Here is a 25,028-nt window from a genome sequence, read left to right as displayed (position 1 = left end):
GACGATCCCCTACCAGGAGATTTACAAGGATGGTATCTGCCGCGTCAATGATAAGCTATATACCAAGACCATTCAGTTTTTCGATATTAACTACCAGCTTGCCCAGGCGGATGATAAGGCGCAGATTTTCGAGAATTACTGTGATTTCCTCAACTACTTTGATTCCACGATCAGCGTCCAGCTCACCTTTATCAACCAGCGGGCCAATATGCAGGACTTTTCCAAGAGCATTGCCATCCCGCCCCAGGGGGACGAGTACGATGACATCCGGCGTGAGTATGCGGAAATGCTCAAAAATCAGCTCGAAAAAGGCAACAACGGCCTTGCCAAACGCAAGTATATCACTTTTGGCATTGAGGCGGACGACCTGCGTACCGCCAAAATGCGGCTGGAGCGCGTGGAAACGGATGTGCTGAACAACTTTAAGACCCTGGGCGTCCAGGCAACTTCTTTGAATGGGTTAGAACGGCTGGAGCTTCTGCACAGCCAGCTTCACCCCAGCGGGCAGGAGAAATTGAAGTTTGCCTGGAGCGACCTTGCCAAAACCGGCCTTTCCACAAAGGATTTTATCGCGCCCACCAGCTTTACCTTCTCGAAGGACGGCAAGACTTTCCGCATTGGCGAGTATTCCGGCGCTGTCTCCTTCCTGCAGATTTTGGCGCCGGAGTTGACGGACCGGATGCTGGCAGAGTTTTTGGACCTGGACGATGCGGTGACGATCAACCTGCATATCCAGTCTATCGACCAGGCCCAGGCGATCCGCAATATCAAGCGGAAAATGAGCGATTTGCAGAAAATGAAGATCGAGGAACAGAAAAAGGCGGTGCGGGCCGGATATGATATGGACATTATTCCCACGGACCTTGCCACCTATGGGGAGGAAGCTCAAAACCTGCTTCAAGATCTGCAATCCCGGAATGAGCGTATGTTTTTGGTAACAGTGCTGGTACAGAACATTGCCCCGAAAAGGCAAAAGCTGTTCAGCGATATTATGGCTGCCTCTGGTATTGCCCAAAAGTATAACTGCGCGCTGAAACGCCTGGACTATCAGCAGGAACAGGGCCTTATGTCCTCTCTGGCGCTGGGGCAGAACCAGATCGAGATCCAGCGGGGACTCACAACCAGCAGCACCGCTATTTTCGTACCCTTTACCACCTGTGAGTTATTCCAGGATGGGCAGGCATTGTATTACGGCCTCAACGCCATTTCCTCAAACCTGATTATGGCGAACCGCAAGCTGCTGAAAAACCCCAACGGATTGTTTCTTGGTACGCCCGGATGCTTTGCCGGTGATACCCGGATTCTCCTGACAGACGGCAGCGCCGCCTCCTTTGAGGAACTGCTGGCCCGCGGCGTGGAGGAAATCGAGGTCAAGACCTTTGATGATGAGACCGGGCAGGTTATCACTGCCATGGCGCGGGATATTCGCATTGAGAAATACGCGGATGTCTTAAAGCAGATCACGTTGGAGGACGGCACCACTTTCCGCTGTACGGAAAGCCATCTCATTATGGATGACGCCGGGGAGTATATGCAGGCGGTGGATGTGAAGGAAGGCCAGAAATTGAGCGGCGGCCATACGGCAGTGCGGGTATCAGTGCTGAAACTGCCCCAAAAAGTGCCGGTGTATGACCTGACCGTCCCCCGCTATATGAATTTCCTGCTGGAAAACGGGCTGGTCGTCCACAACAGCGGAAAATCTTTCAGCGCCAAGCGTGAGATCGTCAACGTGTTCCTGCTGACGGATGATTCTATTATCATCGCAGACCCGGAAAATGAATATGGCCCGCTGGTAAAACGCTTTGGGAAACAGGGGCAGGTCATTGACCTTTCTCCCACTTCCTCCAACTATATCAATCCGCTGGACATCAACCTGGATTACAGCGATGACGAGAACCCCATTACATTAAAGAGCGATTTTGTCCTCTCTTTGTGTGATCTGATTATCGGCGGCAAGGATGGGCTTACCCCTATCGAGAAAACCATCATTGACCGCTGCACCCGCCTGGTCTACCGGGATTACCTGCAGGACCCCCGCCCGGAGAATATGCCAATCCTGGGCGACCTGTATGAACTGCTTCGCAAGCAAAGCGAGCCGGAGGCCCAGAATATCGCCACCGCCCTTGAAATCTACGTCAACGGCAGCTTAAACGTGTTCAACCACAGGAGCAATATCGACATGGACAGCCATCGCGTCCTGTGCTTCCAGCTTAAATCTCTGGGCAAAGCCTTGAAAGAGATCGGGCTGCTTATCATGCAGGACGCCGTGTGGAACCGCGTCACCGCCAACCGGGAGAAGCATAAAACGACCTGGTTCTATATTGATGAATTTCATCTCCTGCTCAAAGGCCAGACCGGTGCTTTTTCCGTTGAGATCTGGAAGCGGTTCAGAAAATGGGGCGGGATTCCGAGCGGCCTGACGCAGAACGTGAAGGACCTGCTGGCCTCCCGTGAGATCGAGAACATCTTTGAAAACTCGGATTTCATCTACATGCTGAACCAGGCCCAGGGCGACAGGCAGATTTTGGCGAAACAGCTTGGGATCAGCCCGACGCAGCTTTCCTATGTGACCCACAGTGGCCCCGGCGAGGGCCTTTTGTTTTTCGGAAATGTGATTATCCCCTTTGTCGATCACTTCCCGAAGGACACCAGCCTGTATCAGATCATGACAACCCGCCCGGAGGAAGTCGCGGAGGCTGGAACGTGATAATCTTCTTCACCGCCTGGCGTATGGGAGGTGATGCAGTTGCCAAGGGATGAAGAATTTAGAGCAAAGGAAAAGAAATTTCACAAGATGACCCGTGATGGGCTGGTGGAACGGGGCGCGGCCTCCGGCGAGGAAACCCGTATCAGTGGCCGGGAACAGGATTTTGATTTGCGGCAGGCAAGGGATTCTCCTGATTCTTTGGAGGACCTTTCGGCCAAAGCCCGCCACACCCGGCAGCAAAGGCCGAAAGACGGTGACGCCTCGCAGGTGGAGCCAGTGGAGGACGCGGATGCTTCCCCTCTGGAAGATTCGCAGCCGGAAACCCATGAGGACGCCCCATGGGAGGAACCGCGGGAGAAATCCGGCAAACGGCGTACCCGCTACCAGCAGAAGTTTTCCGAGTCCAGCAGCGCCAGTGAAGCGGCTACCGAGCAGTCCCGCACCTCAAAACTGCAATTTGCCGAGGATGAGCTGCCGCCGGATGCCCCCGGCAAAAAGCTGGTGAAGGCCCAGCAGAAGGCGGAACGGACTGCCCGGAAGCTGGAACAGGCCGAAGGCAACCTTCCGGCCAGGCGGAAGCTGCGGCTGGAGGTGGAGCCGGACGCTGCCACCGGCAACGCCAAACGGCGCTTAAAATTTGAAAAAGAGGTGGTCTCCCAACAGGAACACATAAAAGGCGCCAAACCTCTGCGCCCGGTGAAAAAAGGCGCAAATGCGGCTATCGGATATGCCCATAAGAAGATCTATGAGAATGAGCATGAAAATGTGGGCATTGAGGCGGCCCACCGTACAGAGCTGGTAGCCGAGGGCGGGCTTCGCGCCCTGAACCACCGCCGGAAAACCGCACCTTACCGCAAGGTGTCCCGGCTGCAGAAAAAGACGGTGAAAACCCGCGCAAGGGCGGCTTACCAGCAGGCCCTCCACGATAACCCGCAGTTACGGAGCAATGTGTTTTCCCGCATGTGGCAGAAATACCGCTTAAAAAGGGAATATGCCAAAGCTGCCCGGACCGCCCGGCGCACCGGGCAGGCTGCCGGGAAAACTGCCGCTGTCACGAAAAAAGCCGGTGGCGCTGTTGGTCGTTTTGCCAGCCGCCACCCGGCCCTCTGCCTGATGGCGGCGCTGTTGTTTCTGATCGTCGTTCTGATTTTTTCGCTCTTTTCTTCCTGTTCCAGTATGGGGACGGGCGGGATCGGCGCGATTGCGGCGTCCAGCTATACCGCGGAAGATCAGGACATCAACAATGCCGAGCTGGTTTATACGGAGTGGGAAACTGACCTGCAGATGCAGATTGACAATGCCGAAGCAGACCACCCCGGCTATGATGAATACCGCTACCATGTGGGCAATATCGGGCACAACCCCTTTGAGCTGATGGGATTCCTCACCGCGTCCTATCAAGCCTTTCAGTATGCGGATGTGGAGGCCGTGCTGCAGGAACTTTTTGCCGAGCAGTATTCCCTCGAATTTGTAGAGGAAGTGGAAACCCGCACCCGCACGGAAACCCGAACAGACCCCAGCACCGGCGAGACCTATGAGGTGGAAGTGACTTATGAATGGCGGATTCTCAATGTCAACCTGACGGCCAAGTCCTTTACCGATGTGATCGCCGCCCGCATGAACGCGGAACAGGCCCAGCTTTTTAACGTCCTGATGATGACGAAGGGCAACCGCCAGTATGTCTCCAACGTGTTTGGCGATACCAACTGGCTTCCGTATGTCACAAGCTACTATGGCTACCGCGTCCACCCCATCAGCGGAGAAAAGAACTATCATAAGGCGGTGGATATTGGGATGCCCCAGGGCACAGAGATTTTAGCCGGGCATGACGGCGTGGTAACGCAGGCCGGGGAAGCAGGCAGCTACGGGCTGATCGTGGTGCTGGAGGGCGCCATGGAGGACGGCAAGACCCTAACCACAAAATACGCCCACTGCTCCGAACTGCTGGTATTTGCCGGGCAGGAAGTCAAACAGGGGGATGTCATTGCCAAAGTGGGCAGCACCGGTGATTCCACCGGCCCGCACCTTCACCTGGAGGTGTTGGTGGATGGGCAGTACCTTAATCCCCTGTATTTTGCCGATACCGGCGACCATACCGGGACAAACCTGATCCCCGGCAGCGCGGGCGGACCGGAGATCCCCGCATATCCCGGCGCTCCTATGGGCGATGGCGATTACGCGGCGCTGATTACGGAGGCGCAGAAACATCTCGGTAAGCCTTATGTGTTCGGCGCTTTGGGGCCAAACAGCTTTGATTGCAGCGGCTTTGTTTCCTATGTCCTCAATCAGAGCGGCGTTGCCAGTGTGGGACGCTCCACAGCCCAGGGGCTTTTCAACATGAGTACCCCTGTTTCCAGAGAAAACGCCCAGCCGGGAGATCTGATCTTTTTCACCGGCACCTACTCGGCGGGCACGCCTGTAACCCATGTAGGTATCTATATCGGCAACGGGCAGATGATCCATGCCGGGGACCCGGTACAGTATGCCAATATCAATACGTCCTACTGGACCGAACATTTTTACGCATTTGGGCGTATCTCAACCAATTAAAGATCGGAGGTAATAAATTGAATCCCAAAATTGATAAACTCGCAAGGGATATAGAAAAAACGGAAAAGAAAATCGCAGACCTGCAAAAAAAGCTGGAGCTTTTCAGAGAGGAAAAGACCCGGCTGGAGAACGAGGATTACGGCGATATTGGCCGTGATTTCCACCTCACCCCGAAGGAGCTGGCAGAATTTTTGAAGGCGCACAGGGCGGGCACCCTCACGATCCCGGAGGCTGCCCCGCCTGCGGGAGAACAGGAGGCCGGCCATGAAGAATAAAGTGAGGAATGTTTTGGCGGCGCTTGTGCTTTGCATGAGCGCCGTTGTCCTGCCTGTCACCGCTTACGCTTCCACGGGCAGCGACACCACGCCGCCCACCCTTACCGCGGCCTTAACGGACGATAAGCTGGCGGTGGAGGCCAGCGATGATATGTCCGGCGTGGAGGCGGTGTATGTGGATGACACCCGTATCAACAGCCTTGTCAACGGCAAGGGGACCGTGGCATTAAAGGATTACGCCGGGGACGGCAAGAAAGTGACGGTTTACGCGGTGGACTATTCCGGCAACCGCTCCAAAGAGGTAAAACTGGATAACCCTTATTATGAGGAACCGGCGCAGACCCAGGCGGCTTCCTCTGCCGCGCCTCAATCTTCCGGTGGGGAAACCCAGGCCGCGCCTTCCCAAACGCCCGCACCTTCTCCTTCGGCAAACAATGCTTCCGGCAATTCGGAAAGCAGCCAGGCCGCCGAGACCCCTTCGACCTCCCAAGAAGAAACAGAGGCTTCTTCTGAAAGCTCTGATACGGAGGACGAAACGGAATCGGCTGTGCCGGAAGGGGCATTTACCCCGGAAGGCACCGGCACGGTCCTGGACTCAGCTACCGAGCAGGAAGATGATAAGCAGTTTTATACCATCACCACCGCGGACGGAAATGTGTTTTACCTTATCATTGACGGGAAGCGGGATTCGGAAAACGTCTACTTCCTGAATGGCGTTACAGAGGAAGATCTGCTGTCCCTGGCCCAGCAGGATAATGGCAGCGAAAGCGCCATTGAGGTTGTCACCTGTAACTGTACGGAAAAATGCGAGGCGGGCGCGGTGAATACCGATTGCCCGGTCTGCAAAAATGACCTGAACGGCTGCCTGGGGAAAGTGACGGAAGAACCGGCGCCGGAGGAAACCGAACAGCCGGAAGCCGAGACGGAGAAATCCAGCGGCAATACCGGCATGATTATCTTCCTGGTGATCGCTCTTGTGGCTGCTGGCGGGCTGGGTTATTACTTCAAGATCGTGCGCCCGAAACAGCAGGCGGCTATGGACGAGGACGAGTTCGAGGATGACGGTTACGGGGAAGATTATGAGCAGGATTTGGCGTACAGCGATGAGTCCTCTTATGACGAGGACGAAGAACCCACAAAGGACGGCAGATAACGCCGTCCTTTCCGTTTCCCAAACAAATTTTATGAAAGTGAGGATTACAGCTTGAATACAAAATCTATGCGCGGCCATGGCCTTTCCCGGCTTTTGGCCGGTTTTCTTTGTCTGCTGCTTTTGGTAGGGATCTTTCCCGTCAGCGCGTTTGCGGCTTCGGAAGGCCAGCAGGCCAGCTCCGCTTATGGCGATACGGTCATCGGCTCTGACGGCCAGCCCTATTATTCCCCTTCTGGCTATTACACGATGACCTACCATGACGACGGTTCCACTTCTTATGTGTATCATGGCGGGAATGTGGCCTACCGACATTACGTGCTGAACACGGATGGCGGCGGCTTCCGCTGGGTGTACTGCATTGAGAGCGGCATCCGATTCGGTGATTCGGACGATGGCTATTATTCCGAGCAGACGGATAACAGCCAGTATTTCAACCAGTTGCCGGAGGCTTCCCGGCGTGGGATCATGCTGGCCTCCCTGTATGGCTGGCAGCCTGGGGCTTCGCTCCCCATGGCCGGTATCAATGCCGACGACTGGTATATGGCGGCGCAGTGTATCATTTGGGAATACCAGCAGCAGCTCCGCAGCGACGCCACCAGCCGCCATGACAATGGAAGTGTTGCGGAAAACACCTTCTTCCGCATCGTGCAGGGACGGCCAGCCGAACAGGTTTATTATTGGATTCTGGAGCAGATCGCTTCCCATTCCATCATTCCTTCTTTTGCCGGGGCAACTGCGGAAAGCGCCCCGGTGCATGAACTGAAATGGGATTCCAACGCAAAGGTTTATACCCTGACGCTGACCGATACCAACAACTTAAATATCGACCTGGAGGCCCTTACTTCCAGCGGGATCTCCGTGATCCGCAGCGGCAACAGCTACACCTTTACCAGCAAGGAAATGCTGGAATCCCCGGTGGCGCTTCAATTCCGCAAAAATGTGCCTATCGGTGAGGCCATGCTGATCTGGGGGCGCGAGGGCTGGCAGACCATGATGACGGGCGCCAAAGACCCCGTTTCCTTCTATATGCAGATCAAGACGGAAACCTATGGAAAGGCAAAAATCGTAAAGACCAGCGAGGACGGTATTGTTGAGGGGATTCCCTTTACCATCAGCGGCAACGGCGTGGAGGAATCGGTTGTTACCGGCGCGGACGGCATGGTGTCCCTGGACCTTCTGCCGGGCACTTATCTTGTGACAGAGCAGCCCATTGACCGCTATGTAACGCCTGCTTCGCAGTATATCACCATCGAGAGCGGCCAGACTGCCAGCGTCCAGTTTTCCAATATCCTGAAGAAATTCCGTGTGGAAGGCCATAAGGTGGACGCAGAAACCGGCGAAGCCCAGGGTGACGCTTCCCTGGCGGGGGCTGTCTATGGCCTGTATAAAGGCGGGGAGCTTGTAGATACCTTCACCACCGGGCCGGACGGCAGCTTTGTCACCGGCTACTATCCTTGCGGGGATGACTGGATCTTGCAGGAGATTTCCCCAAGCCCCGGCTACCTGCTGGATGAAACGGTGCATGAGGTGGGCGCTTCTCCTTCCCTTTATGAAGTCGAGCTGAATACCACGGAAAATACGCTGCCGGAGACGGTGATCCGTGGCAATATCCAGCTTGTGAAGCATACCGATGACCCGGACCCGGATGTATCGGACGAGGAACACAGCGACGACGCTAATGCCGGTATGGTGGAAAAGCCGGAGGAAGGCGCTGTTTTTGAGGTCTATCTGACAAGCGCGGGCAGCTATGAAAATGCCAAAGAAAGCGAGCGGGACATCCTGACAACGGATGCAGACGGCTTTGCTGCCTCCAAAGATATGCCTTATGGCCGCTATACCGTCCACCAGACCGCAGGTGAGGACGATAAAGCCTTTGTACCGGATTTCACGGTATTTATCAGTGAGAACGGAAAGACCTACTCCTATATCCTGAACAATGACGCCATCACTGCCAGGGTGCGTGTGGAAAAACGAGACGCGGAAACCGGGGAGATCATTCCTATGGCCGGTACGGGCTTCCGTATTAAGGACCTTACCACCGGCGAATTTATCAGCCAGGAGATCTACTATCCCAACCCTGAAACCATTGACGTATTTTACACTTCGGATGAGGGCTGGCTGATGCTGCCGGAGCCGCTGCCTGCCCATGCGTTTGAGCTTTATGAGGTGACAGCCCCGGAAGGGTACGTCCTTTCAGATGAGCCGGTGCCTTTCACGGTAGATGGTTCCGAGGCGGTTGTTACTGTCGTACAGTACAACCATCCGCAGAAAGCCCAGCTCACCATCAGCAAATCCGGCGAGGCATTTGCCAGCGTGCAGGAAAACGATGGCTTCTATCAGCCGGTTTATGAGGTGGTTGGACAGCCTGGAGCCGTGTATGACCTGATTGCCGATGAAGATATTTATACTGGTGACGGCACGCTGCGGGTGGCAAAAGATACGGTAGTCGCTGCTCTTACCACCGGGGAGGATGGAACGGCGGTCAGCGAACCGCAATACCTGGGCCGCTACCGTCTGGAGGAACGTCAGGCGCCGGAAGGCATGGTGCTGGACCCCACGCCGATTTATACCGAACTTACCTATGCCGGTCAGGAGGTAGAGATCACCCAGGCGGCCATCGGGCTTTATGATGAACGCCAGAAGGTGGAGATCGACCTTCTGAAATCTCTGGAAACAGACGAAACCTTTGGCATTGGTCTTGGCGAGGAATACAAGGATATTTCCTTTGGTCTGTACGCATCGGAGGATCTGACTGCCCTGGATGGCAGCGTGATTCCCGCAGGCGGGCTTCTGGAAGTCGTGGCGGTTGCACCGGTAGAGGACGCGCCCGGCCAGTATTCGGCTGCCTTTGCCTCCGATTTGCCTTTTGGCAGCTTCTATGTCCAGGAGCGTACCACCAATGAGGCGTTCGTACTTTCCGGCCAGCAGTACCCGGTAGTCTTTGCGTATGCCGGGCAGGAAACCGCTCTGGTGACGATTGCGGTCAATGACGGCGAGGCCATTTCCAACGAGATGATCCGCGGGCGCATTGACGGCGTGAAATACGGCGAGGACCCCGAAGGCGGTGAGGACCTTACCCTGGAGGGCGCGCTGATCGGCCTGTTCGCTCCCGGCACGGAGGAATTTACCGAGGAAAATGCCCTCCTTGTGACGACTTCCGGGGAAAACGGCGCCTTCTCTTTTGAGGATGTGCCTTTCGGCCATTGGATCATCAAGGAGATTGCCAGCCCTTCGGCCCTGTACTCCATCAGCCCGGAACAGCACCATGTCTATATCGGCACCGATGGGCAGACCATTGAAATCGAGATCGACAATACCCTGATCCACGGTACGGTACAGGTTATCAAGACCGAGGCTGTGGACGAATTGAAGTCTATCCAGGAGGACGAGGAAAACAGTTCTGAAAGTGAGGCTGGCGAGACAGAAGAAAGCGCCGATGATGATACCGGCGAGGACACTGCGGACAATCCATTCCTCCACCGGCTGCCCGGCGCTGTCTTTGAGCTTTATGAGGACACCAACGGCGATAAGGCATTTGATGAAGGCGACGCCCTGATCGGGGAGCTGACGGAAACCGATGAAGGGTTCCATGAAATGAGCGGCCTCTTGGCAAAGGGCTATTTTGTCAAAGAGAAAACTGCCCCGGAAGGCCACAAGCTGGACCCCAATGCCTACTATTTTGAAATCACCACGGACGGGCAGGTTGTCGTTGTGGAAAATGGTGAGGCTGGCCGCGGCTTTGTGAATGAGGCTTACCGCGGCAATCTGAAAATCACAAAAGATTCCAGCGATGGCCGCAAGGACGGCTTTGCCTTTGAGGTGAAAAGTGAGGATGGCACCTATTGCGAGACTTTCACAAGCCCGGAGGATGGTATTATCCTGATCGAAGGGCTGCGCGTGGGCAAATACACTGTGACCGAGGTTAAGAATAAGGCCAGCGAGGACTATATTATCCCGGATGGCGCCACGGTGGAGATCAAGGCCGATGAAACCGCCGAGGTGAGCTTCTTCAATGAAAAGCCGGAGGATGAAACCCCGGAAACGCCTGATACGCCAGATACCCCGAATAACCCGACAACGCCTTCCAATCCTTCTAAGCCGGTCCCGCAGACAGGCGATGATTATAACCTGTATATCTGGATCGGCGTGTTGGGCGCGGCAGTGATTGGCAGCGGTGTTGCCCTTTTCCTGTACGCTTATAAGAAAAAAGGCCAGAAGGCCAGCCCTGGACGCCGCAAAGCGGCAACCGGCGTGCTTCTGATCTGCATTGCCATGGCAGTGGGCAGCGGTTTTATGCTGGCGCGGGAAATCGGCCAGTACAAGGAAAGCGCCGATACCTATGCCGGGCTTTCGGAATATGTCACCCCGGCGGAAACAGACGGGGAAAATGGGAACGCGGAGGTGCCGGAGGAAACCGGCACTTCCTCCGTTTCTCTGCCCACAGTGGACTTTGAAAGTCTGCTGGCCCAGGGGCCGGATGTCAAGGCGTGGCTGGAGCTTCCCGGCACGGTCATTCAGTACCCGGTGGCTCAAGGCGAGGATAATAGTTACTACCTGAAACACCTGTATGACGGGACGGCAAACAAGGTGGGCTGCCTGTTCATCGACTATGAAAACGCGGAGGATTTTTCCGACAACAACACGATCATCTATGGGCACAACATGCGGGACGGCTCCATGTTCTCCACGCTGGTGGAATACAAAGCGCAGGCTTACTATGATGAACACCCGGAAATGTACCTGGTAACGCCGGAGGGCGGCTATGTGGTTGAGGTGTTTTCCGCATTTGTGGCAAGCCCGGAGGAATCCGGCAGCGAAACTTCTCCCTGGGCGCTGGAATGGAAAGACAGCGGCGCATATACGACCTGGCTTTCCGCGATGCAGGAGCGTTCTGTGATCGAAACGGGCGTTTCCGTCACTTCCAGCGACAAGGTGCTGACCCTTTCCACCTGTACCAATGGCGGCGCTGACCGCTTTATCGTCATGGGCAGGCTGGTAGCTGTAACTGAATAACAGATTTTAAGAAGATGGCGCGGGACGACGGTTGCTCCCGCGCCCATCTCTATATATGGAGGATTTGCAATGGTAAATAACATTGTTCCCATTCCCGGATATGTCCATCTCTACCGCTCCATGCTGCGGTTTTACGATATGCCCAGCGCGGAGCTGAAAGAAATGCTCTATCTTTTGAATACCGCCAACCTGGACAGCTACGGCTTCCACCACCCGGAGGCGCATGTGGTCGAGAGCGGCCCGGTGGCCTTCTGCGGCTGGCTGGATCAACGGTATGCCCGCCCTTACCGGACGGAGGTGCAGCTTTATAAATCCCTGCTGGCCCTGAAACGCAGCATTGACCGGGATTGCATTGTCACCTCCCAGCGGGAGGCCCTTCAAATGCTCCGGTGCGTGATCTCCAACCTGGAATACCGGTTCTATAAAGCCTACAACATGGAATTTGAGGATAAGCGCACGGTGTATTCCGAGTGTGCCTTCCGGCTGATCCCACGGGAGGACGAACCCAGCGTGTGCCTGATGCACGATTGGATTTATCTTCCTACGGCGTAAAGTGGGGTGAGTTATGACACAAAAAGAATTTCAGGCTGTTTTCCGGGAACAGGTACGGCAGTGTGAAGGACTTCTGATTCAGAAAGCCAAAGAATATACCGGCGACAACCCGGACCGGCTCAGCGCCTTCAAAGCGGCGGCTGCGATTCAGGACAGCACCCCGCAGCGGGCGTTGGCCGGGATGATGGCAAAGCACATCATCTCCATTTATGATATGTGCTTTACGGACCGGAAAACTTTTGAGCTGGCTGTCTGGGAGGAAAAGATCACCGACAGCCTCAACTATCTGTTTTTACTAAAAGCTGTGATAAAGGAGGAATTGGAACATCAATCAGATTGAAACTAAAATTTTGAACTGCACTGCAGTACAGGAAGCAGAGAAAAACATGGTGTTTGCGGCAAGGCTCACCCAGCGGGGCCATACGATCCACTCCATGGATGACCTTCTGGCCCTTTACGAGAAAGCCTATACTGCTGATACGGTCAAACGGATCGCCTCTCTGCCGCACCCCGCCGTACAGAAGTTTTCGGTTATCACGGTGGCGGTTGTGGGAGCCAGCAGGCGTTTCCTGGCGCAGATCACCCGGCACCAAAATGAGGTCAAGTTTATCAGCGCCTCTTTGCAGTACAGCAATTATGCGGGGCAGGCTGATTTTGTGGTGCCTTATGAGATCCTGACGGCCAGCCAGTGGGTGCATGACTTCTACCTGAAAAAGTGCCGGGCTGCCATGGAGCATTATGCGGATATAGGCGCCTGCGGGATTTCCAGGGACGCCGCGGGGTATCTTGCCCCGCAAAGCCTTCGCAATGTGCTGGTTATCAGCGCCACGCCTTATCAGTGGAAACACATGATCGGCCAGCGGACTTGCCGCCGCAATACGGATGAAACACGCTTTGTCCTGCTGAAGATATGGGCAGACCTGTATGCGCTGGACACGGAATTGTTCAGCCCGGAGCTTACCGGTCCCTTCTGCCAGCGGGAGGGCTGCCGGGAAAAAGATATGTCCTGCGGCTGCCCGTGCGAGAAAGGGGCGCTGCCTTTTGCCCTGCTGCGCCAGGACTATCCCGCGGCACTGGAAGGAGGCGGCCAGTGAAAATCAAGATCATTGATTTTGGGCTGCCGGAGAACCACCGTCCCCTCCGTTCCCACGCCAATGACGCCGGGGCGGATGTCTATATGCCTTTTGACTGTACCCTGGAGCCTGGCGGGATTGCTAAAATCCCGCTGGGCTTTGGCCTGGAGGTGCCGGACGGTTATGCCGCCTATGTGTTCCCCAGGAGCAGCCTGGCAGCAAAAGGGGTGGTCTGCGAGCTGCCCCCTGTGGATTCCGGCTACCGGGGCGAGATCCATGCCATTGTCAGCAATGTGGGAAATGAGGCCCAAACACTTGCGAAAGATTCCAGGATCGGGCAGCTTATCATCATGCCTGTGGTGATCGCGGATTTCGTGAATGACCTGGGCGGACAACGCGGCGCGGGCGCTTTTGGCAGCACGGGGAAATAATATCATCCTTTGTTTTGCTATGATGTATAAAGAGGTCTTTTCTTGGAAACCCTTTAGGAAAAGGGACAGGTCTATTGCTTTTTTGTCCCGAATAATATATAATAAACGGGACAAAAGGAGGCGATACGCATGGCAAATGGTTATGCGAAAGAGATTCAAAACCGCATTGGTGCGGCTCCTGACGGCACGATTTTTATTGTTTCCGATTTTGCGGATGTGGCGGACAGCGAAACCATACGCAGGAACCTGAACCGGCTTGTGCAGGCTGGGACGCTCCGGCGTATTTTGAAAGGCGTTTTTGAAAAGCCGAAATACAGCAAGCTCCTTGGGGAATATGTGGCGGCGGACCCGGATGCGGTTGCCAAAGCACTGGCGAGATGCTATCATTGGACTATCGCTCCCTGTGGAGATACCGCATTAAATATGCTGGGACTGTCTACTCAGGTAACGGCAGTATGGTCCTATATCAGTGATGGACCGTATAAAACCTATGAATGGGATAAGACAAAGATTGAATTTAAGCACCGGACCAACAAGGAGGTCACGGGCCTGTCGCCTATGACGATCCTGGTGATCCAGGCGTTAAAGACCCTGGGAAAAGAACATGTGGATGAAAAAACCATACGGGTGCTTTCCCGCAGGCTGAATGAAGATGAAAAGGCGGCGCTCCTTGCAGAAGGAGCCGAAGCGACGGATTGGATTTACACTGTGATTAAAGAGATCTGCAAAGGAGAACGAGAAAATGATTGAGATTGCCAGACTTCCGGCTGATGACCGGCGGGAGCTGTTTCATAACACCGCAGCAAAAACCGGCCTTCACGATGCCATTGTGGAAAAGGATTTTTGGGTATGCCTGACGCTGGATTACCTGTTCCACCGATCTCCGTGGAAAAAGGTAGTCACATTTAAGGGCGGGACCAGCTTATCCAAAGGGTATCACCTTATCAGCCGGTTTTCCGAGGACATTGATCTGATTTTGGATTGGCGTGTCCTGGGGTATGGTGTCAATGAACCCTGGGAAAAACGCTCGAACACCAAGCAGGACGCCTTCAATAAAGAGGCGAACCGAAAGGCCGAGGTTTTCCTGGCAGAAACCTTCTGCCCGCAGATCCGGGAAGGGCTTTCTGCTGAATTGGGCCTTCCGGCCAATCTTTACATAGATGAGGAAGATAAACAGACGGTGATCTTTGCTTATCCAAACCTGTTTACCGATGCCTCTACCTTACAGGTGATTCGATTGGAGATCGGGGCGCTGGCAGCATGGACACCGGCAGAGCTGGTGGATATTGTACCGTATGCCGCAGAGCAGTACCCGCAGTTATTCAAACAGAAAGAGGTTCCTGTCCTGACGGTGGCGCCGGAGCGGACTTTCTGGGAAAAGGCGACGATCCTTCACCATGAGGCCAACCGGCCTGAACATCTTTCCATGCCCCAGCGGTATTCCCGCCATTATTATGACCTTTACTGTATGGCGAAATCGCCCGTGAAGGAAAAAGCGTTTGCACGGCTGGACCTGCTGCAGAAAGTGGTCGATTTCAAGATGAAGTTTTATCCGCGGGCCTGGGCGCGCTACCCGGAGGCTGTTCCGGCCACCTTAAAGCTGCTTCCTCCGTCATACCGCCTGGGTGCGCTGCAGGAGGATTACTCTGCCATGCGGAATATGCTCTATGGGGAGATTCCATCTTTTGAAACCATGATGGAAGCCGTTGGAGAACTGGAGAAGGAAATCCACGCATTATAACGGAAAAGGCCGCATTTGCGGCCTTTTCTTATGGCTGTATGTTAAAACAGCAAATGGAAATACTTATGGATAAAGAAAGCAGCCTGCCTCATCGTGCCGACTGCTTCTACTTTTTGCTGTTCAGTTCTTTCATAATACCGAGGATGTAGGACATCGCTTTGGAATCCAGCTTCTTTGCCTCTGCGATAAATTCGTTTAAGGCGGTAGGATTCGGATTGCCTTCATCGAAGAATTCCTGCGGTGTCACGCCCAGGTATTCGCAGATATAAAAGAAGGACTGCATAGAAGGAAGCGTTTTCTTATTCTCCACGTTGTTGATATAATTGTTGGCCTGCCCAAGCGACAGCGACATATCCCGTGCGGAAACACCCTTCTGCATCCTCAATTTTGCCAGCCTTTCCGGGACAAAATCTTCGTACACCATAGTCACCTCCCATTCTATAATAGATTGTACCTTACAGGCTGGCTCTATTCGCTAAATGAAAAGGGGTATTTGAGTTGACACGCTAAATATAACCTATTAAAATAAGAGGTATGGTAGTTTTCAACTATCATCTGAAAGGGAGGCTGCAACATGAAAGAAAAAGTATGCGGAGTAACCGGACACCGGGAAATCCCCGCTGAATATATGGAACAGGCAGAGCAAGGTCTGCGGTGCGAAATTGAAAAAGCCATCGCGGACGGCTATACCTATTTCATTTCCGGCTTTGCTGACGGTGCAGATCAGCTATTTGCCGGGATTGTTCTGGAAAAGGCCAAAGATAATCCGGCGCTGCGCCTGGAGGCGGCGATTCCTTACCGCAACCGCTATAAGCGGCTGATGGAGGACGAGCGGACCAGGGCCATGCTGGAGGCATGTACGAAGGTCGAGGTTATCAGCGAAGAATGGGCTTCCAATGTCTACATGAAGCGCAACCGCTATATGGTAGGCCAGGCGGACCGGGTGATCGCTGTCTATGATGGACGGGAAAACGGTGGCACGGTGTCCACAATCCGCATGGTCCACGCCCAGAGAAAAGAAATGCGGGAGGTCCCTGTGGGGCCGTATCTTCCTGAAAGCATGATAAATCTTGGATATTTCAGGAACGCTTCGGGGAGATAAGAATTTGCCAGTGTGGTAAAATAAGAAATATAAGTGGACAAATTGGAATTTTTCAAGGAGGATTTACAATGAAATGTATGAAATGTCATAACACATTGCACTCAGAAATCGGCGAATTTTCTATGACTATTAACGGAAAAAGTATAAAGGTCATAAATGCACCTGTATTACATTGCAAGAACTGTAATTCGGTAATTATTAGCGACGAAGTAAAAGAAAAGGCAAAAGAATTTTCAAAAGTATATTTATATCCAGACAATACTCTTGATTACGCAGAATGTGAAGCCGGAACGATTATGTCGGTAATGAATTTACTGCTTTGATGACGACAAATCCTAAGTTGTCAACCAAAACTAAATACTATGAATTCACGCCGCAGATTCTTTCTGCGGCGTTTTGCTATATAACCCTGGCGCAAAGGTGCTCTTATCCCTTTGCGCTTTTTTCATATTCAAAATTAGGAGGTGCGGCACATGTGGGGCGCAGTATCACATTTTCTGTCTTTCACGCTTGGCACGATTGCAGGCGTAACTTTGATGTGTCTGTTGCAGGCCGGAAGGCAGGCAGACGAGCAGTTTTCAAAATTCTTTGATAAAGAAGGAGGTTCGGACGAATGAAACTTGTGGTAGCCGAAAAGCCCAGCGTGGCCCAATCTTTGGCCGCAGTGCTGGGAGCAAAGGAGAAAAAAGATGGGTATCTGGAGGGCGGCGGTTGGCTGGTGTCCTGGTGCGTGGGCCATCTGGTGGAGTTGGCCCAGCCGGAAGCCTATGGAGAGCAGTACGCCAAATGGCGGTATGCGGATCTGCCTATCCTTCCCGCCCATTGGAAATATGATGTGGCAAAGGATAAGAAAAAGCAGCTTGGCGTCCTGCGCCGTTTGATGGAGGATAAACGTGTGGACGCTGTGGTGTGCGCTACCGATGCTGGCCGGGAAGGTGAACTGATCTTCCGGCTGGTCTATCAGCAGGCCGGATGCAGCAAACCTATTCTCCGGCTCTGGATCAGCTCTATGGAGGATGCGGCTATCCGTGATGGATTTGAACACCTGCGGCCTGGTGAGGACTATGACTTGCTTTACCGGGCGGCACTCTGCCGGGCCGGTGCGGACTGGCTTGTGGGGATCAATGCCACCCGCCTTTTCTCTGTCCTGTATGGTGATACCTTGAATGTGGGCCGGGTAATGACGCCGACACTGGCGCTGATCGTCCAGCGAGAGGATGCGATCCGCTCTTTCCAGAGCAAGCCCTTCTATGTACCGGAACTCACCTGCGGAGGGTTTACCACTGCCGGGGAGAAGCTGGAGGACAAAGCGGCTGCGGAGACAATACAGACAGATTGTGACGGAAAGCCTGCCGTTGTCCGCAAAGTGGAGCGGCAGAAAAAGACTGTCCAGCCGCCCCGCCTTTACGATTTAACTACGTTGCAACGGGAGTGCAACCGCTTGTATGGCTTTACTGCCCAACAGACCCTTGATTATTTACAAAGCCTGTATGAGAAAAAGTTGGCGACCTATCCGAGAACAGACAGCCAGTATATCACAGCGGATATGCAAGCAACGGTTGGCTCTCTGGCCCTGTGGCTGTGGCAGAATATGCCTTTTGCCAAGGACAGTACCACGGCGCCGGAGCTGGAAGGAATTATTGATGACAGCAAGGTAACGGACCACCATGCCATTCTCCCCACGGTGGAGATAGCCCGCACTGACCTGTCTATTTTGCCTGCCGGTGAGCGGGATGTCCTGATGCTCCTTGCCTGCCGCCTTCTGTGTGCTACCGCCCAGCCCCACCGCTTTGAGGCGGTGCTGGCAGTTTTGGAGTCCGAGGGCCACACATTTACCGCCAAAGGGAAAACGATTCTGCATGAGGGATGGAAAGGCATTGAACAGGCTTTCCGTGCCAGCCTGAAACAAAAACAGCCGGAGGACGGCGACGAAAATACGTCCCGTCTGCCGGAGCTGAAAGAAGGACAGAGATTTGAAAAGGCTGCCGCCACGATTCGGGAAGGCAAAACCAGCCCGCCCAAGCACTACACCGAAGATTCTTTGCTTGCGGCTATGGAGACAGCCGGTACGGAGGATATGCCGGAGGACGCCGAGCGGAAAGGACTGGGCACTTCGGCCACCCGTGCCGCCACTCTGGAAAAGCTGGTGTCCACGGGATTTGTCCAGCGGAAAAAGAAACAGCTTTTGCCTACGGATAAGGGCGTCAACCTGATTGCCGTCCTGCCCAATGTGATAAAATCCCCGGCGCTCACGGCAGAATGGGAGTCCATGCTGAAACAGGTGGAACGCGGAGAAATGACGGCTGACGCTTTTATGGAAGGGATTGCCGGTTTAATCCGTGACCTGATCCGGCAAAACACTGCCCCTGATCCTGCCTATTCCTCTTTATTTGGGAACAAAAGTACAGCCAGGCGGGAGGCTGTCGGTACCTGCCCCCGGTGCGGCGGCGCTGTCTATGAGGGGAAGAAAGGCTTCTTCTGTGAAAATGAAGCCTGCGCCTTTGCTCTCTGGAAAGAAAACCGGTTCTTTTCCAGGAAAAAGAAAACCATTACAAAAACCGTTGCCGCGGCGCTCTTAAAGGAGGGCCGCGTTTCCATGTCCGGGCTTTTCAGTGAGAAAACCGGCAAAACCTATGATGCCGTGGTGGTGCTGGATGATACAGGAGAAAAGTATGTGAATTTCAAGCTGGAATTTCCGCAGCAGCGGGGACGGAAGAAATGACCGGCCCGCCGCGGGAGTTGACCCGCTCCGAGCGCGCAGCGATCCGAAGGCTGGTAACAGGCTTATGCGCTAACTATGACGAGCGGGAAAAGCTCTGCCTTCCCCTGGACTGCCCCTGCTATATGCTTCATAAATGGTGGACCGGCTGCCTTTGCCGGTATTTTGAGCGGTCTGTGCTGCCGGTTGAACCGGCGCTGGAAGCAGTTCTGACGGGAAACGATACTTCCCAGCGCCAGAAAAAATGCCCGGTATGCGGAAAGCTGTATCTTCCCGTCACCAGCCAGGCGTATTGCTCTGACGCCTGTCGGACCTGGGCCAGACGGGATGCGGATAAAAAGCGCAAGCGCCGGATTCGCCATCACAAGGGATGATATGTCTGCAACTTAGCCTTTTTGGGGCTTGGTTTATAAGGCTTTCCGGCCACACTTTTACAGGCGGTAAGAGTTTTATACTCTGCCCCTCAAAAGGAAGGTTAAGTTGCGGACAAAGGGAACATAAATTTTTATCTGTTTTTCGGTTGAGAATCGTGGTACATACATTTTCTCAAGATTTTTTTCAAACCGTCTCATTGCATGGAATAGTCTACTCCACTATAATTAAAGCAGGAGGTGTTGAGAGATGGCGAATGAAGATAAGAAAGATTTTAATGCCATGCTACACGATAGCAAGGATATGCCTAAATTTCAGATCATTACTGACCAGAAAAGCATTGAGAAATATGGCGGAAGCAGAATGTACTTTGCCCCACCAATCGACTATGACAAGGTGATGAAACTAATTCCGTATGGCAAAGTAATCACTGTCGGAAAAATTCGTGAATATTTTGCTGAACTGAATGGGGCGGATTTCACAGAGCCTATCACAGCAGGAATTTTTGTGTCTATTGCAGCATGGGCGAGTTATCAGCGTTCCGAAGATGAAACCCCGTATTGGCGAACCTTAAAGGCAAACGGGGAGTTGAATGCAAAATATCCCGGCGGTATAGAGGCACAAAAGGAAAAGCTGGAAGCAGAAGGTCACACAATTATTAAGAAAGGACGCACCAATATAAAGTATTTCGTGAAGGACTATGAAAGTGTTCTTTTTGATTTGAAATAGCAATTTTGAGTTGTACCTCATATAGTCAATCTGAGCTAAACTTTATAAAACTGAATACTCGCCGCCCACCGGCGGCACCACCGAGCAGGAAATCTTGAAAGAGGTTTTCTGCTTTTTCTTTGCCCGGATGCTGGGAGAAAGGAAAAGTAACTGACCAAACAATCAAATTTTAGGAGGGATGTGTATTTGAAGATTGCGCGTGTATTTCCACGCCGTACAAAAGCAACGCCGGATGATCCTCTGGCATTTACCGGACCGCCGCCAAAGGGCGGCCTGCCGGATATGGAAGAAGTGCATGTTTCTGTGACCTTTACCTATGACATGGAGAAGGCGCGCCAGCTTGCCGAACAGTGGATGAAGCTGGGCGTCCCCGTCCACATGGGCGGTCCTGCCTTCAATATGCCTGGCGGTGACTTCGTTCCGGGGATGTATCTGAAAAAGGGCTATGTTATCACTTCAAGGGGCTGTCCCAACCGCTGCTGGTTCTGTTCTGTCCCCCGACGGGAAGGCGGAAGGCTGCGGGAACTGCCGATCACCGAAGGGAATATTGTGCTGGATGATAACCTTCTGGCCTGCTCCCGGCAACATATTGAAGCGGTATTTGAAATGCTGGGCAAGCAGAAAGATCGTCCAATCTTTACGGGCGGGCTGGAGGCCCGCCTTCTTCGGCCCTGGCATGTGGATCTTCTGCGGGAATCCAGGACACAGCGCATGTATTTTGCCTATGATACCCCGGATGACTATGAGCCGCTTGTGGAGGCCGGACGGCTTTTGCAGGCCGGAGGATTCGAGAGAAAATCGCATAAAGCCTGCTGTTATGTTCTGATCGGCTACCGGGGCGATACTATGGAGGCAGCGGAAAAACGCCTGCGGGACGCCTGGAAAGCCGGGTTTATTCCCTATGCCATGCTCTACCGGGATGAAAAAGGCATTGTAGACAGTGAATGGAGAAAATTTCAGCGGCTTTGGGTCCGTCCAGCCATTGTAATGAGCCAACTGAAAGAAACTAACGGGAGGTGATGATACGGAGAAGCAGAAACTTGAAGTTGTGCCGATAGTCCCCGCGATGATGAAGCTGGATGTGGCGGCCCAGGCTTTTGATATGCAGGATATTTCAAACCGGCGCTTTCTGTATAATCCCAAGACCGGTATTCTGGTTTTGGGCCAGCAGTACGGGAAAACAAGAGGGTTGCCCGGCAGCCATGCCGATGATCTGGCCCAGGCCGGAATCAGAAGTGGCTTTGATGATTTTGTGCGCGGCTGGGTAGGTACTGGAAAGAGCTATCCCGCGGGAGTCATTCATTTTGCCCCGAATGTGGACGCCCAAAATGTTTCCCTGTTCAACCGGGCGTTTGATACATTAGAAATGTTTCAGCGCAACGGCGCGCTTCCCGATACAGTGGTCCGGGGATTTGGCAGACAGTGGGAACAGGCGCTTTTCGAAGCCCTTTCCCCGGCATATAACAAAATGATCTCAAATCAGGAGGAATCTATGGAAATTCAGAATATCACGGTGGAGGATCTTCGCCGTATGGAGGATAAAGAAGGGCTTATCCTGCAGGGATGCGGCGGTGAGCCTGGTGAGTGGGTCCAGGGGATCAATGACCTGCTGACACAGGATGAGATTCTTTTAGAGGGAACCGCTTTTACCCATGTGAGCGTATTTCAAAATGAGGGCCTTACCTGTCTGCTGTTCCCTTTTGAGGATGTCAAGCTGGATATAGGGAAACTTGCCATGTGGCGTCTGCAAACCCATGATACTTTTGGCGGCACCTGGTTATCCGATTATATCGACAACCGCCTGGGCCGTAAACCGGCTCAGGAAGTGCCAGAAAAGCCGGATTGCCCGCTGATCGGCCAGGACGGGAACATTTTCAACCTGGTAGGTATTGCTTCCCGCACTCTGAAAACCCATGGGATGCCCGATCAAGCTAAGGAAATGGCAGACCGGGTGTTTTCCTGTGACAGCTATCATAAGGCGCTTTGCATTATAGGGGAATATGTCAATATCACTTCGGCTGACCGGGAGGCCGAGCGGCCTCATTCTATCCGGCAGCAGCTTAAAAATGGTAAAGTCCCGGAAACGGCTGCCCCTAAAAAGGCGGCAAAGGAGCCGGAACGATAAGGAGGATGTGAAATGGAACAGATATATGGAGTTTGGGCGGTAAGAAGTGCCGCTTCCATGTTCGGCCATGCGGAAGCATGGTGCAAAGAAGATGGCCGCCCCCTGGAATTTGAATCCCTGGAGGCGGCTCAGGCTTATGCCCTGGAATTGAACCGTAAGGCAACGGTCAATGTCCGTTATTTTGTCAAAGAGAAAGAACCGGAACCAAACGCTGTAAGGGTTCCGGCCTCGCAGCCGGATATTGAGGCTGTTGGCCCGGTGGACCGTGTGCCGAGAAATGATGTGGCAGAAAAACATAATGAGATCCCCGGCAGGCAGATGGCGCCGGAGGCGGACCCGGTTGTGGAGATCCGTTCTGCCGTTCACAGTAACTATGCCAATATGGTCGCCATGCTTGCCGCTGATAATAAGGTATATCTTGGCCGGGAGGAACACTATTCCTTTACCCCAGGCCAGCCGGGAAGCTATGACAACCGGGACGGCTCTTTATGCTTTGTGAGCGACATGCCGGAAATGTATTATTTCCTCTATGGGGAAGGCTGGTCGCACTCGCAGGAGGAAATGCTGGACCGGGGGCTGACGATGGATCAGTATATGGAATTTGCCCGCCTGCGGGAAGGTGTTCTGCGGCAATTCACCCCGCGCCGGGAAATCTTGTTTGCGGGCCAGCCCTTCCAGGCGCCGGAAAACTATCTTCGCAACGCAGAGCTGGACCTGGAGGGCGAAAAGGGCAACTACAACATGATTGACGGCATTGTGAATAACGACCCGTCGATCCGGGCCGACCTTACCGATGGGCAGACCCATGAGGAAGTCAAGGAGCTGGCCCCGGAAACGCTGCCGAATGAGAAGCCTTCGATCATGGAAAAGCTGCGAGCAGACCGCATGGAGCATGAGGCCCGTGGTTTTCAGCCTTCCCCGCCGGAAAGGGGGCTTTAAGGATTGAAGCTGAAATTTGAAAATGTGGATGTGGAACAATGCCTGCGCTCTGTGATGGAGCGGAACACAAAGCATTATCAATCCGATTTTGAATTTGATGTGGGCAGCATGGAGCGTATCGCTCAAACAAAGCACCCGGAGCGTACCCCGCTGTACTGGATGTCCCGCCCTTCCGGTACATGGTGCTTCCGGGAGCGTGATATTTTTATCCGGGATTCCGATGCGTTCCACACCTGGCAGTTTTACAAAGATACCCGTGATACGATCCTTGCGTACACGGTGGAGATCACCGGCATGGAAGGTGCTGCAATCAAGGGAAATCTCTATACGCAGGATTACAGGGTTATGGCGGAGCATATTGAACGGACCGCCCTCCCCGCTGCGGCGGTGATCGTCCAGTTTGAAGGCCAGAGCGAGCCAATGGAATTTGGTTATGCGTATTACCATGAGCATAGGCTGTCCCTTCACGCCCAATTTGGCAAGGCAGAAAAATTCCGGCTGGAGCCGGCTGTTCCGGGCTTGCTGCGCGGGATTCTGGCAAGCGAACAGGAATACCGGCATAACTTTATACCCGGCGTGTTTGAAAATCATCTGGATAAAATGATCGCGGCGGAAAAGCGTTCTGTCACCCACTTTCTGAAAGAGGCCGCCGCAAATGCTCCACGCCCGGCTCCTAATAAAAAGACAAAGGAACAGCCCCAGCGATGAAGGCCCCGAAAGAAAAACGCAGCGCTCAGCTTCACATTTTGATTTCAGAACAGGAAATGGATAAGATCAAAGAACGCATGGCGCAGACCGGTATCACGAATACTTCGGCCTTTATCCGTAAAATGGCGATTGACGGATATGTGATTAACCTGGATCTGTCCGAAGTCCGGGAGCTGACCCGGCTGCTTCGTATCTGCTCCAACAATCTGAACCAGTATGCCCGGAAAGCCCATGAAACCGGCAGTATCTATGCGGTGGATATTGCAGATCTGCAATCCCGCATGGATGGTCTTTGGGAAATTGCAAAAAAGCTGCTGACGGAATTTACAAACATTCCATGAATATTCAAAAAAACGGTTGCTTTTCTGTGGCCCGGAGCGGTAGAATTTTTATAGAAAGAGAAAATCTGTTTTTGAGAAGGGAGGCCATAGTATGGGCGCTGCTTTACTGGCCGTTGGCATAGAATTGTTGATCGGCATTGGAATCGGACTGATTGTGACGGTGATCGGGCTGTTCTTTGGAAACATCATTGTTTTTGACAGCATTGCGCTGGCGATTCTGGCGGGCTTTCTTTCCCACGGGCTTTTAGGCGTCCATCCCGCCCTGGCGATTGTGATCGGTATTGCTGTCCTGCTGGGGCTTCTCCTGCTTCACCGCACCCGCCCCGGCTTCTGGCTGATCGGCGGTGGTCTGTCCATTGTATGGGGATTTGTTTTCGCTACCATGGCCTATGAGTTTTCCGGCAAGGATATGGTGTGGACCTATGTGGTGTGGGCGCTGGGGGCGGTACTGGTCTTTGCCCTTCACCTGCGGGCACGATACAAAATTGCATAAGATAA

The 25,028-nt window shown here is 53.5% G+C and carries 24 protein-coding genes; 23 read left to right on the top strand and 1 reads right to left on the bottom strand.

All coding sequences use genetic code 11. From position 1 onward, the window contains the following. Positions 1–4 precede the first annotated feature (4 nt). From QOX44_RS18165 to QOX44_RS00495, 11 genes are all read left to right on the top strand, one after another. Positions 5–2,707 (top strand): VirB4-like conjugal transfer ATPase, CD1110 family, encoded by a 2,703-nt coding sequence (locus tag QOX44_RS18165; protein ID WP_334305514.1) that lies wholly within the window; start codon positions 5–7, stop codon positions 2,705–2,707. Positions 2,708–2,740: 33 nt separating this feature from the next. Beyond that, positions 2,741–5,257, top strand: coding sequence for a CD1108 family mobile element protein (locus tag QOX44_RS00540; protein WP_283680690.1), 2,517 nt, complete (start codon positions 2,741–2,743; stop codon positions 5,255–5,257). 17 nt (positions 5,258–5,274) lie between these two features. Next, positions 5,275–5,532 (top strand): DUF4315 family protein, encoded by a 258-nt coding sequence (locus QOX44_RS00535; protein ID WP_281691284.1) that lies wholly within the window; start codon positions 5,275–5,277, stop codon positions 5,530–5,532. Beyond that, the gene (locus tag QOX44_RS00530; RefSeq protein WP_283680688.1) at positions 5,522–6,685 is read left to right on the top strand and encodes a DUF4366 domain-containing protein; all 1,164 of its coding nucleotides are present in this window, start codon (positions 5,522–5,524) and stop codon (positions 6,683–6,685) included. The genes QOX44_RS00535 and QOX44_RS00530 overlap by 11 nt, the downstream gene beginning before the upstream one ends. 51 nt (positions 6,686–6,736) lie before the next feature. Next, positions 6,737–11,698, top strand: a complete 4,962-nt coding sequence (srtB, locus tag QOX44_RS00525; protein ID WP_331488272.1) for a class B sortase — start codon at positions 6,737–6,739, stop codon at positions 11,696–11,698. Between the two features lie 69 nt (positions 11,699–11,767). Further along, complete coding sequence (locus QOX44_RS00520; RefSeq protein ID WP_087242875.1) at positions 11,768–12,250, top strand: hypothetical protein; 483 nt, start codon at positions 11,768–11,770, stop codon at positions 12,248–12,250. A gap of 13 nt (positions 12,251–12,263) precedes the next feature. Beyond that, positions 12,264–12,590, top strand: a complete 327-nt coding sequence (locus tag QOX44_RS00515; RefSeq protein WP_087371172.1) for a hypothetical protein — start codon at positions 12,264–12,266, stop codon at positions 12,588–12,590. After that, a complete protein-coding gene (locus tag QOX44_RS00510) occupies positions 12,577–13,344 on the top strand; it encodes an FAD-dependent thymidylate synthase (RefSeq protein ID WP_283681008.1) in 768 nt (255 codons plus the stop codon). Before QOX44_RS00515 ends, QOX44_RS00510 begins: the two co-directional genes overlap by 14 nt. Continuing rightward, positions 13,341–13,754, top strand: coding sequence for a dUTP diphosphatase (locus QOX44_RS00505; RefSeq protein WP_087392064.1), 414 nt, complete (start codon positions 13,341–13,343; stop codon positions 13,752–13,754). The genes QOX44_RS00510 and QOX44_RS00505 overlap by 4 nt, the downstream gene beginning before the upstream one ends. Positions 13,755–13,883: 129 nt before the next feature. After that, on the top strand, positions 13,884–14,504 hold the full coding sequence (locus QOX44_RS00500) for a DUF6088 family protein (protein WP_087180094.1): 621 nt from the start codon (positions 13,884–13,886) through the stop codon (positions 14,502–14,504). Beyond that, positions 14,497–15,495, top strand: a complete 999-nt coding sequence (locus QOX44_RS00495; protein ID WP_283680686.1) for a nucleotidyl transferase AbiEii/AbiGii toxin family protein — start codon at positions 14,497–14,499, stop codon at positions 15,493–15,495. Before QOX44_RS00500 ends, QOX44_RS00495 begins: the two co-directional genes overlap by 8 nt. Before the next feature lie 106 nt (positions 15,496–15,601). Here the strand turns inward: QOX44_RS00495 and QOX44_RS00490 are convergent, their stop codons facing one another. Next, positions 15,602–15,916 carry a helix-turn-helix domain-containing protein gene (locus QOX44_RS00490; protein WP_087180141.1) on the bottom strand — a complete coding sequence of 105 codons (315 nt, stop codon included), beginning with the start codon at positions 15,914–15,916 and terminating at the stop codon, positions 15,602–15,604. Between the two features lie 153 nt (positions 15,917–16,069). Here QOX44_RS00490 and QOX44_RS00485 point away from each other — a divergent pair, with 153 nt between their 5' ends. The 12 genes from QOX44_RS00485 (at position 16,070) to QOX44_RS00430 (ending at position 25,023) form a co-directional block, all read left to right on the top strand. Beyond that, a complete protein-coding gene (locus QOX44_RS00485; protein WP_283680684.1) occupies positions 16,070–16,597 on the top strand; it encodes an SLOG family protein in 528 nt (175 codons plus the stop codon). Positions 16,598–16,665: 68 nt separating this feature from the next. After that, positions 16,666–16,920 (top strand): YgiT-type zinc finger protein, encoded by a 255-nt coding sequence (locus tag QOX44_RS00480; protein ID WP_087418870.1) that lies wholly within the window; start codon positions 16,666–16,668, stop codon positions 16,918–16,920. Between the two features lie 150 nt (positions 16,921–17,070). Beyond that, entirely contained in the window at positions 17,071–17,214 is a 144-nt protein-coding gene (locus QOX44_RS00475; protein ID WP_283680683.1) for a DUF3789 domain-containing protein, read from the top strand. After that, entirely contained in the window at positions 17,211–19,319 is a 2,109-nt protein-coding gene (locus tag QOX44_RS00470; RefSeq protein WP_283680682.1) for a type IA DNA topoisomerase, read from the top strand. The genes QOX44_RS00475 and QOX44_RS00470 overlap by 4 nt, the downstream gene beginning before the upstream one ends. Beyond that, positions 19,316–19,690, top strand: coding sequence for a cysteine-rich VLP protein (locus QOX44_RS00465; protein ID WP_283680681.1), 375 nt, complete (start codon positions 19,316–19,318; stop codon positions 19,688–19,690). The genes QOX44_RS00470 and QOX44_RS00465 overlap by 4 nt, the downstream gene beginning before the upstream one ends. 247 nt (positions 19,691–19,937) lie before the next feature. Further along, positions 19,938–20,417 (top strand): MGMT family protein, encoded by a 480-nt coding sequence (locus QOX44_RS00460; RefSeq protein WP_283680679.1) that lies wholly within the window; start codon positions 19,938–19,940, stop codon positions 20,415–20,417. 186 nt (positions 20,418–20,603) lie between these two features. After that, on the top strand, positions 20,604–21,437 hold the full coding sequence (locus QOX44_RS00455) for a hypothetical protein (protein WP_331488269.1): 834 nt from the start codon (positions 20,604–20,606) through the stop codon (positions 21,435–21,437). A 28-nt stretch (positions 21,438–21,465) separates the two neighbouring features. After that, entirely contained in the window at positions 21,466–22,542 is a 1,077-nt protein-coding gene (locus tag QOX44_RS18295; RefSeq protein ID WP_331488268.1) for a hypothetical protein, read from the top strand. Between the two features lie 12 nt (positions 22,543–22,554). Continuing rightward, entirely contained in the window at positions 22,555–23,481 is a 927-nt protein-coding gene (locus QOX44_RS00445; RefSeq protein ID WP_283680677.1) for a DUF4316 domain-containing protein, read from the top strand. Positions 23,482–23,484: 3 nt separating this feature from the next. Beyond that, positions 23,485–24,189, top strand: coding sequence for a hypothetical protein (locus QOX44_RS00440; protein WP_283680676.1), 705 nt, complete (start codon positions 23,485–23,487; stop codon positions 24,187–24,189). Beyond that, positions 24,186–24,530, top strand: a complete 345-nt coding sequence (locus QOX44_RS00435; protein WP_283680675.1) for a plasmid mobilization protein — start codon at positions 24,186–24,188, stop codon at positions 24,528–24,530. Before QOX44_RS00440 ends, QOX44_RS00435 begins: the two co-directional genes overlap by 4 nt. 91 nt (positions 24,531–24,621) lie before the next feature. Beyond that, the gene (locus tag QOX44_RS00430; protein ID WP_283680673.1) at positions 24,622–25,023 is read left to right on the top strand and encodes a hypothetical protein; all 402 of its coding nucleotides are present in this window, start codon (positions 24,622–24,624) and stop codon (positions 25,021–25,023) included. Positions 25,024–25,028: the final 5 nt, after the last annotated feature.

The organism is Parablautia sp. Marseille-Q6255 (genome assembly GCF_951230155.1).
Taxonomy (GTDB): Bacteria; Bacillota; Clostridia; order Lachnospirales; family Lachnospiraceae; genus Choladousia.
The sequence above is the reverse complement of the archived record's forward strand: the minus strand, read 5'-3'. Positions and strand labels throughout refer to the sequence as shown.

What these genes read in the sequence shown, in the direction of transcription:
- QOX44_RS00500 (WP_087180094.1), top strand. Translation starts at nt 13,884, where the DNA reads ATGGCAAATGGTTATGCGAAAGAGATTCAAAACCGCATTGGTGCGGCT.
- QOX44_RS00460 (WP_283680679.1), top strand. Translation starts at nt 19,938, where the DNA reads ATGGCGAATGAAGATAAGAAAGATTTTAATGCCATGCTACACGATAGC.
- QOX44_RS00470 (WP_283680682.1), top strand. Translation starts at nt 17,211, where the DNA reads ATGAAACTTGTGGTAGCCGAAAAGCCCAGCGTGGCCCAATCTTTGGCC.
- QOX44_RS00465 (WP_283680681.1), top strand. Translation starts at nt 19,316, where the DNA reads ATGACCGGCCCGCCGCGGGAGTTGACCCGCTCCGAGCGCGCAGCGATC.
- QOX44_RS00485 (WP_283680684.1), top strand. Translation starts at nt 16,070, where the DNA reads ATGAAAGAAAAAGTATGCGGAGTAACCGGACACCGGGAAATCCCCGCT.
- QOX44_RS00515 (WP_087371172.1), top strand. Translation starts at nt 12,264, where the DNA reads ATGACACAAAAAGAATTTCAGGCTGTTTTCCGGGAACAGGTACGGCAG.
- QOX44_RS00475 (WP_283680683.1), top strand. Translation starts at nt 17,071, where the DNA reads ATGTGGGGCGCAGTATCACATTTTCTGTCTTTCACGCTTGGCACGATT.
- QOX44_RS00435 (WP_283680675.1), top strand. Translation starts at nt 24,186, where the DNA reads ATGAAGGCCCCGAAAGAAAAACGCAGCGCTCAGCTTCACATTTTGATT.
- QOX44_RS00530 (WP_283680688.1), top strand. Translation starts at nt 5,522, where the DNA reads ATGAAGAATAAAGTGAGGAATGTTTTGGCGGCGCTTGTGCTTTGCATG.
- QOX44_RS00430 (WP_283680673.1), top strand. Translation starts at nt 24,622, where the DNA reads ATGGGCGCTGCTTTACTGGCCGTTGGCATAGAATTGTTGATCGGCATT.
- QOX44_RS00445 (WP_283680677.1), top strand. Translation starts at nt 22,555, where the DNA reads ATGGAACAGATATATGGAGTTTGGGCGGTAAGAAGTGCCGCTTCCATG.
- QOX44_RS00495 (WP_283680686.1), top strand. Translation starts at nt 14,497, where the DNA reads ATGATTGAGATTGCCAGACTTCCGGCTGATGACCGGCGGGAGCTGTTT.
- QOX44_RS00540 (WP_283680690.1), top strand. Translation starts at nt 2,741, where the DNA reads ATGCAGTTGCCAAGGGATGAAGAATTTAGAGCAAAGGAAAAGAAATTT.
- QOX44_RS00520 (WP_087242875.1), top strand. Translation starts at nt 11,768, where the DNA reads ATGGTAAATAACATTGTTCCCATTCCCGGATATGTCCATCTCTACCGC.
- QOX44_RS00480 (WP_087418870.1), top strand. Translation starts at nt 16,666, where the DNA reads ATGAAATGTATGAAATGTCATAACACATTGCACTCAGAAATCGGCGAA.